The 7,061-nt window shown below is 62.1% G+C and carries 6 protein-coding genes, 1 tRNA gene and 2 rRNA genes (1 of these 9 only partly in view); 5 read left to right on the forward strand and 4 right to left on the reverse strand.

Features of this window, described 5'->3' with window-relative positions; translation table 11 throughout:
• The first annotated feature begins 85 nt into the window (after positions 1-85).
• The 5 genes from metB to JOH52_RS06070 all read left to right on the forward strand — a co-directional run bounded on the left by metB (position 86) and on the right by JOH52_RS06070 (position 3,798).
• A complete protein-coding gene (gene metB, locus JOH52_RS06050; RefSeq protein ID WP_013844963.1) occupies positions 86-1,252 on the forward strand; it encodes a cystathionine gamma-synthase in 1,167 nt (388 codons plus the stop codon).
• A 29-nt stretch (positions 1,253-1,281) separates the two neighbouring features.
• Positions 1,282-1,950 (forward strand): 5-formyltetrahydrofolate cyclo-ligase, encoded by a 669-nt coding sequence (locus JOH52_RS06055; protein WP_003536308.1) that lies wholly within the window; start codon positions 1,282-1,284, stop codon positions 1,948-1,950.
• Between the two features lie 89 nt (positions 1,951-2,039).
• On the forward strand, positions 2,040-2,672 hold the full coding sequence (locus JOH52_RS06060) for a hypothetical protein (RefSeq protein WP_010968336.1): 633 nt from the start codon (positions 2,040-2,042) through the stop codon (positions 2,670-2,672).
• Positions 2,669-3,262: a hypothetical protein gene (locus JOH52_RS06065; protein WP_010968335.1), complete on the forward strand. Its 594-nt coding sequence runs from the start codon at positions 2,669-2,671 to the stop codon at positions 3,260-3,262. Before JOH52_RS06060 ends, JOH52_RS06065 begins: the two co-directional genes overlap by 4 nt.
• Positions 3,259-3,798, forward strand: coding sequence for a hypothetical protein (locus tag JOH52_RS06070; RefSeq protein ID WP_010968334.1), 540 nt, complete (start codon positions 3,259-3,261; stop codon positions 3,796-3,798). Before JOH52_RS06065 ends, JOH52_RS06070 begins: the two co-directional genes overlap by 4 nt.
• Here JOH52_RS06070 and JOH52_RS06075 read toward each other — a convergent pair.
• From JOH52_RS06075 to JOH52_RS06090, 4 genes are all read right to left on the reverse strand, one after another.
• Complete coding sequence (locus tag JOH52_RS06075) at positions 3,749-5,059, reverse strand: hypothetical protein (RefSeq protein WP_015008022.1); 1,311 nt, start codon at positions 5,057-5,059, stop codon at positions 3,749-3,751. The two genes, JOH52_RS06070 and JOH52_RS06075, sit on opposite strands and share 50 nt — an antisense overlap.
• 219 nt (positions 5,060-5,278) lie before the next feature.
• Positions 5,279-5,355: transfer RNA gene (locus tag JOH52_RS06080), tRNA-Met, on the reverse strand.
• Between the two features lie 163 nt (positions 5,356-5,518).
• Positions 5,519-5,633: ribosomal RNA gene (rrf, locus tag JOH52_RS06085) — 5S ribosomal RNA — on the reverse strand.
• A gap of 223 nt (positions 5,634-5,856) precedes the next feature.
• Positions 5,857-7,061, reverse strand: a 23S ribosomal RNA gene (locus JOH52_RS06090); it runs 1,654 nt beyond the window's last position.

Genomic DNA, 7,061 nt, shown 5'->3' on the forward strand with positions numbered 1-7,061 from the left:
TTTCACGCTTGCCATCCTGGTCCGCATGCCTCGGCTGATCCCGACCAGCCACGCTGATTTGATGCCATCAAGGGACCTACTGCCGATGCTCGAGCGAAAATCCAGATCTGACAGAGCCGAAACCACGGCCGCAGCCCACGGGGTCGCGACCGACCCGGCATTCGGCTCCGTGGTGCCGCCGCTATACTTGTCAAGCACCTACGAGTTCGCCGGTTTCGACACGCCGCGCGCCTACGACTACGGCCGCTCTGGAAATCCGACCCGTGACTTGCTGGCGCAAGCACTTGCGAAGCTCGAGGGAGGTGCCGACGCGGTTGTCACGCCGAGCGGCATGGCCGCGCTCGACCTCCTGCTAGGGCGCTTGAGACGAAACCATCTCGTGCTGGCACCGCATGATTGCTATGGCGGCACATTGCGACTGCTGAAGGCGCGTGCCGATCTGGGGCACCTCACATTCCGGCTTACCGACCAGAGGGATTTCGGCGGATTCGAGGCCGCATTGTCGGACGCTCCGGCCCTCGTCCTCATCGAGAGCCCCAGCAATCCTCTGATGCGCGTCACCGACATTGCCCGATTGTCCACGCTCGCCAAGGCGGCAGGCTCCGCCGTAGCCGTCGACAACACGTTTCTGTCCCCCGCTCTCCAGCAACCCCTTTCTCTCGGAGCCGATTACGCCATTCACTCGGCGACCAAATTCCTGAACGGACATTCGGACGTCATCGCCGGTGCGGTGATCGCTGCCGAGCCGCAGGAGGCGCATGATCTCAAGCGCTGGGCCAACGTTACCGGGGCAGTCGCGGCACCTTTCGATGCCTGGTTGACTTTGCGCGGGCTGAGAACGTTGTTTGCGCGAATGTCCAGCCAAGAACGCAGTGCCATGACGATCGCAGAGTATCTCGACGCCCACCCTGCGGTCCGCCACGTCCACTATGCGGGACTTCCGGATCACGCAGACCACGAAGTCGCAAGACGGCAGCAGCGCGGCTTCGGCGCCATGATGAGCTTCGAACTCGAAGGGGGCGTTCCAGCCGTTCGGCGATTCCTGGCACATATTCGCTGCTTCACGCTGGCCGAGTCGCTCGGAGGGGTCGAAAGTCTCGTGGCTCATCCGGCCACCATGACCCATCTCGACATGGGTCCTGAAGCCAGAGAGCGCGCGGGTATTCGCGACGAACTGCTCAGACTTTCGATCGGGCTCGAACATATTGACGATCTTATGGAGGGGCTTGAACTTGGATTGGGCGCCTGTTGAGCGAAGATCGATCGAGGAGGTAAACGGGAATGGACATCGACGAAGATACTCCGCCGACCTTTGCGTCGCCACCCTGCTTGATGCACGAACTCGACCCGGCCTATGCGGGCCTGTCTTCCGACCGGTCGATCTGTGCCGATGTCAGGCGGTGGCGGACAAGCGAACGTGCTCGCCTCATCGCCCAACGCCTGGCCATATCTCCCGACCTTCGGGCCGCTTGCGAAGCTGAGATCGTCAGCCGCCTACTTGCCGAAATCGGACATGTGCGCGGCCGTGTGGTCAGCGTCTACTGGCCGTTTCGCGGTGAGCCCGATCTCAGACCGCTGATGCGGCAAATAGCCGATGACGGCGGCCAATGTGCGCTTCCGGTGGTGGTCGAAAAAGGGAGGCCTCTGGAGTTTCGCATCTGGCGACCGGGCGACAAACTCATTCGCGGGATCTGGAACATACCCGTCCCGGCCAGGCTCGTTTCATGCACCCCCGATATAGTCGTCGCCCCGGTGGTGGGTTTTGATCCGTCGTGCTACCGGCTCGGTTATGGCGGGGGCTATTACGACCGGACACTGGCGACAATGGCGGCGACGCGCCGCGTGCTGGGCGTTGGTTTCGCACAGTCGAGGATAAGGACCATTTATCCTCAGGCGCATGACATCCGGATGGATGTCGTGGTGACCGAGTCGACCACCGATCGTTGCTGAGCGCGTCTTGAATTCCGATATGGCGCTGCGGCCATCGAATTGCGAGAACGTGGCGCCTTGGCGAAAATTGCTTTAGGTTCTCCGCGGACTTGGGTCGATTTGTGAACGGCTGCGAATCGGGTGTCGCGATGGACGAGCAACGACGGAGCTACCGGCAGCGGCTCATTGCGCTGGCCGCCGCCAGCATCGGCAGTCTGGCGGCCAGTGCGATCTCCTACGGAGCGGCGATCTATCGCGCCGCCAATCCCGAACCCCTGCGCGCCGCCGTGCCGGGCGAAACGGTCGATACCGGGCGATGGCATGTGACGATCGCCGGAGCCCGCGTGAGCGATTCCCCACCTTCCGGCAGGAGGCCGCCCGAGCCGCAAACTTTCCTGCTTGTCGATTTCGAGGCCGGCAACCGCTCGGCGTCGACCGCCTACCTGCCGGCGAAACTGCTCACCTTTGCCGGCCTGGAGGCGAAACTTGCCTCCCCCAACTTCTATCTGACGCGGGACAAGGCGTTCGGCCCCAGCCTGCACCCGGGCATGCCGGAGAGGTTGACTGCCGTATGGGAATGGCCGGCGGGGGAGATGCCGCCGCGTGAGTTGAAACTGCTGATCGGGAGCCAGGTCTACAAGAAACGCGACAATCTCTATGGCGCCTCAAACTGGTTCGACCGTGATCCCGTGGCGATAGTGTCCCTGACTGTCACGCAGGAAGCGGCGAGGGCAAGGCAATGACGACCTTCGCAAATATCCTCGCCCTGCTCCTGGCGGCGGCGGCGCTCTACGGCATGCAGCACTCGACGCCATCCTACAGCGAAATCCTGTCGCCCGTGGCGGTGCCCGCCGCGCAGGGAAAGCCGGCGCAGACAGAACGCTTCGTCTTCGGGGTCGCCAAGGTGCATCTCGCCGGCCAACTGGTGGCTCCGCAGTTCGGCGAGCCGCGCACCTACACCACCTCCGGAAAATGGCTCGTCGTCGAAGCGGCGGCGAAGGCGCAGGACCGATCGGTGTCGCTGACCTCGGCTGCATGGCGCGGCCCTTCCGGTCTGCGCTTCGCCATGAGCACGCGCATCGGCAGTACGCTCGGCCTGTTGGGTTCCGAGCGCCTGGAGCCCGGCATTCCGCGCCCGGTGCTGCTTGTGTTCGAGCTTCCCGAAGACCAGATCGAGGGCGGTACACTGCTGGTCGCCGAGACCGCGGTAACTCCCCTGTCCGAGCAGGTGGAGATAGCCATGGACAGCGTGCCGCCGGAAAACAGGTACGAGTCTCTCACCCTTGCACGCGGCGGCCGCATCATGCCCTGGTCGCTGGAGTTTCATCAATGAGCGTACCGGCTTCGTCACGGGAGAGAAAGAGCTACTGGATCAGCCTCGTATCGCTGCTCGCCGCCGTGCCGCTCGCGGTCCTCGTCGGGTCCCGTGGCGAATTCGCCGCCTGGCTGCAACGGCGCATGGAACCACCTTTGACCGTCGAGCACGACGGAAGCGGGCAAGGCGCCGGCGGCAGCTGGCGGCTCATATCGCTGCGCCGCCTGCCGGGAACCTTGCCGGATACCAGCCTCATGCTGGCGGAAATCGACCTCTCGGTTGAGGCAGCGGATGTCTTGCAGCAGGCCTTGCCCTGCGCGCTCTCGCTGACGGATGGCGCTGGCCGCCGCTGGGACCCGCTGCCGCTGCCCGGCCGACTTTTACGCGAGGCCGATCCCGAGGTTGCCGACAGGCCGCAATGCACGACGCTGACGATCGGCGAGGCCGGCGATGCGCCGCTTCGCGTGGTTGAACTCTTTCTCGTGCCGCGGCAGGCGGACGGGTTCACCCTGTCACTTGCCCTGACTGGCTCGCCGCCGATTCTCTTGAAATAGCGCGGTTACCATAAGCCTGCGCGCCGCCGGGTTCGCCGGATCGGGACACTGCGTATTCCAGCATGGCGGCCAGCAGGGCGATCCGCACCGGAGCGAAAAGGATTCCGCCGTCGAGTTCGGTCGGGCTGCCGACGACAACGGCCAGGACGTCGCCTATCCGCTGCCAGGTTTCGAGATCGTGCGGCCCGAGATGACGGGTTGCGCCGTACCACGCCCAGGCGGGGAGCCAGCCGGTGGCGCGGTAAAGCACGACGAAGGCGAGCAACGTCCCGAGGCCGGCGCCGAGCACCGTGCGCAGGCAGGCCCAGACCGGCCGGTAGCGGGTCCGGTAGCCTCCGAGGAAGTGGGCGGCGAAATCGGCCAGCCATTTGCGCAGCGTGGTGGCGCGAGCAGGCGGCGGGGGAGCGGCGACGGGTTTTGCCGAAAGGTCGTAGCCATAGACGATGGCAGCCATGACAAGCCAGACGAGCGGCAGAAGGGCGTAGAAGAACAGCTCCTGCGCCTGCGCGGCGAGCCCAGGCTCCTGGAACTCCACCGCAGTGCCGGCCGCTGCCGCGTGTGCTTCCATGGAAAATCCGACGATGCCGGCTTTCACCATATCGAGAAACGCGCCCGCGCCGATCCAGCCTATGAAGTCGTCCTTCCATCTATCCAGCGCATAGAGTCCGATGAAGATCCAGCTCGCGTCCGCCGCCACGATCACGAAACGCAGCCACGGGGACTGCAGGCGCCCGTTGGCGCGCTTGGCAAGCCATCGCACGAGCCAGCAGGCGAGGATCGCCGCGACCAGGCTGCGCGAGCGCAGGAGCTCGAAAATCTGTAACCGTTCTCCCAGTGCCACCCGATCCAGGGCGAGACGCGAATACTCGCGCACCGTGTCGCCAAGGAATCCCCACGCGGCGTAATAGGCGAAGAACGGCAAGATGGCTGCGGAGGTAATCACCAGAAGGCGATTCGACAGCCGTTCCGTCTTCGTCACGCCAGTACTTGGCGCCGCGCCGCGTAAGGCCGCGAGGGCCGGCAGGCCCGGACGCAGGATCGCGAACATCACAATGACGACCAGCAGCTTGACGAGGACTACAAGCGACAGCGTTACCATTCCGCCAAGGGGAACTTTCAGGCCGACCCCGACCGCCGCCTCGAGGAGCAGGACACGCGCGATATATCCCAGCGTTGCGGCGAGCAGAAGCTGCGGCCAGAAACGTGCAAGAAGGCGCGCTGTCAATGCCAGCAGTCCGCCGATGTCCCTGAGCATCCCCATGCCCCGAACCTAACCATAACCTTCCGGGCTCTCAACCGGGCAAATAGATGGAAAATTGCAGTCCGCGCGCGCTGCGGTACGGACGCATTGAGTAGCGGCGCCATATTATTCCGCTGCAGGCAGCACTGTTCGTGGCGCACCCGCTCTGTCGCTAGGTTTGCCCCAAACGCCAAAAGGCCCGCTGCTGCGGGCCTTTTGGCGTGTATATGTGTGTATGTTTGGTTGCGGGGGCAGGATTTGAACCTGCGGCCTTCAGGTTATGAGCCTGACGAGCTACCGGGCTGCTCCACCCCGCGTTATCCGAGTTTTGCGAAGCAAAATCTTATCCGAGTTTTGCGAAGCAAAATCTCGTCTGAGTTTTGCGAGCCAAAATCTCGCGAGTTTTGCGAAGCAAAATCTCGCCGAGTTTGTCCGGCTTGTGAGAGAAGATATTCGGTTTGTTTATCCTGCGTTTTGCAGACCTGGCAGCGACCTACTCTCCCGCGTCTTAAGACGAAGTACCATCGGCGCTGGGGCGTTTCACGGCCGTGTTCGGAATGGGAACGGGTGCAGCCACCCCGCCAGAACCACCAGGTCGGCAAAGCGCAAGATTGAGCCTGCGCTGCAGGCTCGAACCGATTTTGAGAAGCTGGTGAAGTTTTTCACTTCTTTTGAACACGTCTTCTGTCTGTCGCCCCGGCCGTGAGGCCGCAAGCGCAGAGCGCGTCGCGCCTTGTGGCGCGCGCCGTCCGCAGCGCTACGCGCGTGAGGACAAAGAAAGTTGCGATGCTCATCTTCGATGAGCATAGGCAACAAGAACGATCAAGCCAATCGAACGATTAGTACCGGTAAGCTTCATGCGTTGCCGCACTTCCACACCCGGCCTATCAACGTGGTCGTCTTCCACGGTTCTCAAGGGAATACTCGTTTTCAGGTGGGTTTCCCGCTTAGATGCCTTCAGCGGTTATCCCTTCCATATATAGCTACCCTGCTATGCCCTTGGCAGGACAACAGGTCCACCAGAGATATGTCCATCCCGGTCCTCTCGTACTAGGGACAGATCCTGTCAATATTCCTACACCCACGGCAGATAGGGACCGAACTGTCTCACGACGTTCTGAACCCAGCTCACGTACCGCTTTAATTGGCGAACAGCCAAACCCTTGGGACCTGCTCCAGCCCCAGGATGCGATGAGCCGACATCGAGGTGCCAAACAACCCCGTCGATATGGACTCTTGGGGGTCATCAGCCTGTTATCCCCGGCGTACCTTTTATCCGTTGAGCGATGGCCCTTCCACGCGGGACCACCGGATCACTATGACCGACTTTCGTCTCTGCTCGACTTGTCAGTCTCGCAGTCAGGCGGGCTTATGCCATTGCACTCGACGAGCGATTTCCGACCGCTCTGAGCCCACCATCGCGCGCCTCCGTTACTCTTTCGGAGGCGACCGCCCCAGTCAAACTACCCACCATACACTGTCCCGGATCCGGATGACGGACCGCGGTTAGACATCCATGACGATAAGGGTGGTATTTCAAGGATGGCTCCACGAGAACTGGCGTCCCCGCTTCAAAGCCTACCACCTATCCTACACATGCCGACACGAATGCCAGTGTAAAGCTATAGTAAAGGTGCACGGGGTCTTTCCGTCTGACCGCAGGAACCCCGCATCTTCACGGGGAATTCAATTTCACTGAGTCTATGTTGGAGACAGCGGGGAAGTCGTTACGCCATTCGTGCAGGTCGGAACTTACCCGACAAGGAATTTCGCTACCTTAGGACCGTTATAGTTACGGCCGCCGTTTACTGGGGCTTCGATTCAGAGCTTGCACCCCTCCTCTTAACCTTCCAGCACCGGGCAGGCGTCAGACCCTATACGTCGTCTTGCGACTTCGCAGAGCCCTGTGTTTTTGATAAACAGTCGCTACCCCCTGGTCTGTGCCACCCCATCCTACTTGCGTAGAAAAGGGTCACGCTTCTTCCGAAGTTACGCGTGCAATTTGCCGAGTTCCTTCAACATA

Origin of the sequence: Sinorhizobium meliloti (genome assembly GCF_017876815.1) — a bacterium.
Lineage (GTDB): Bacteria > Pseudomonadota > Alphaproteobacteria > Rhizobiales > Rhizobiaceae > Sinorhizobium > Sinorhizobium meliloti.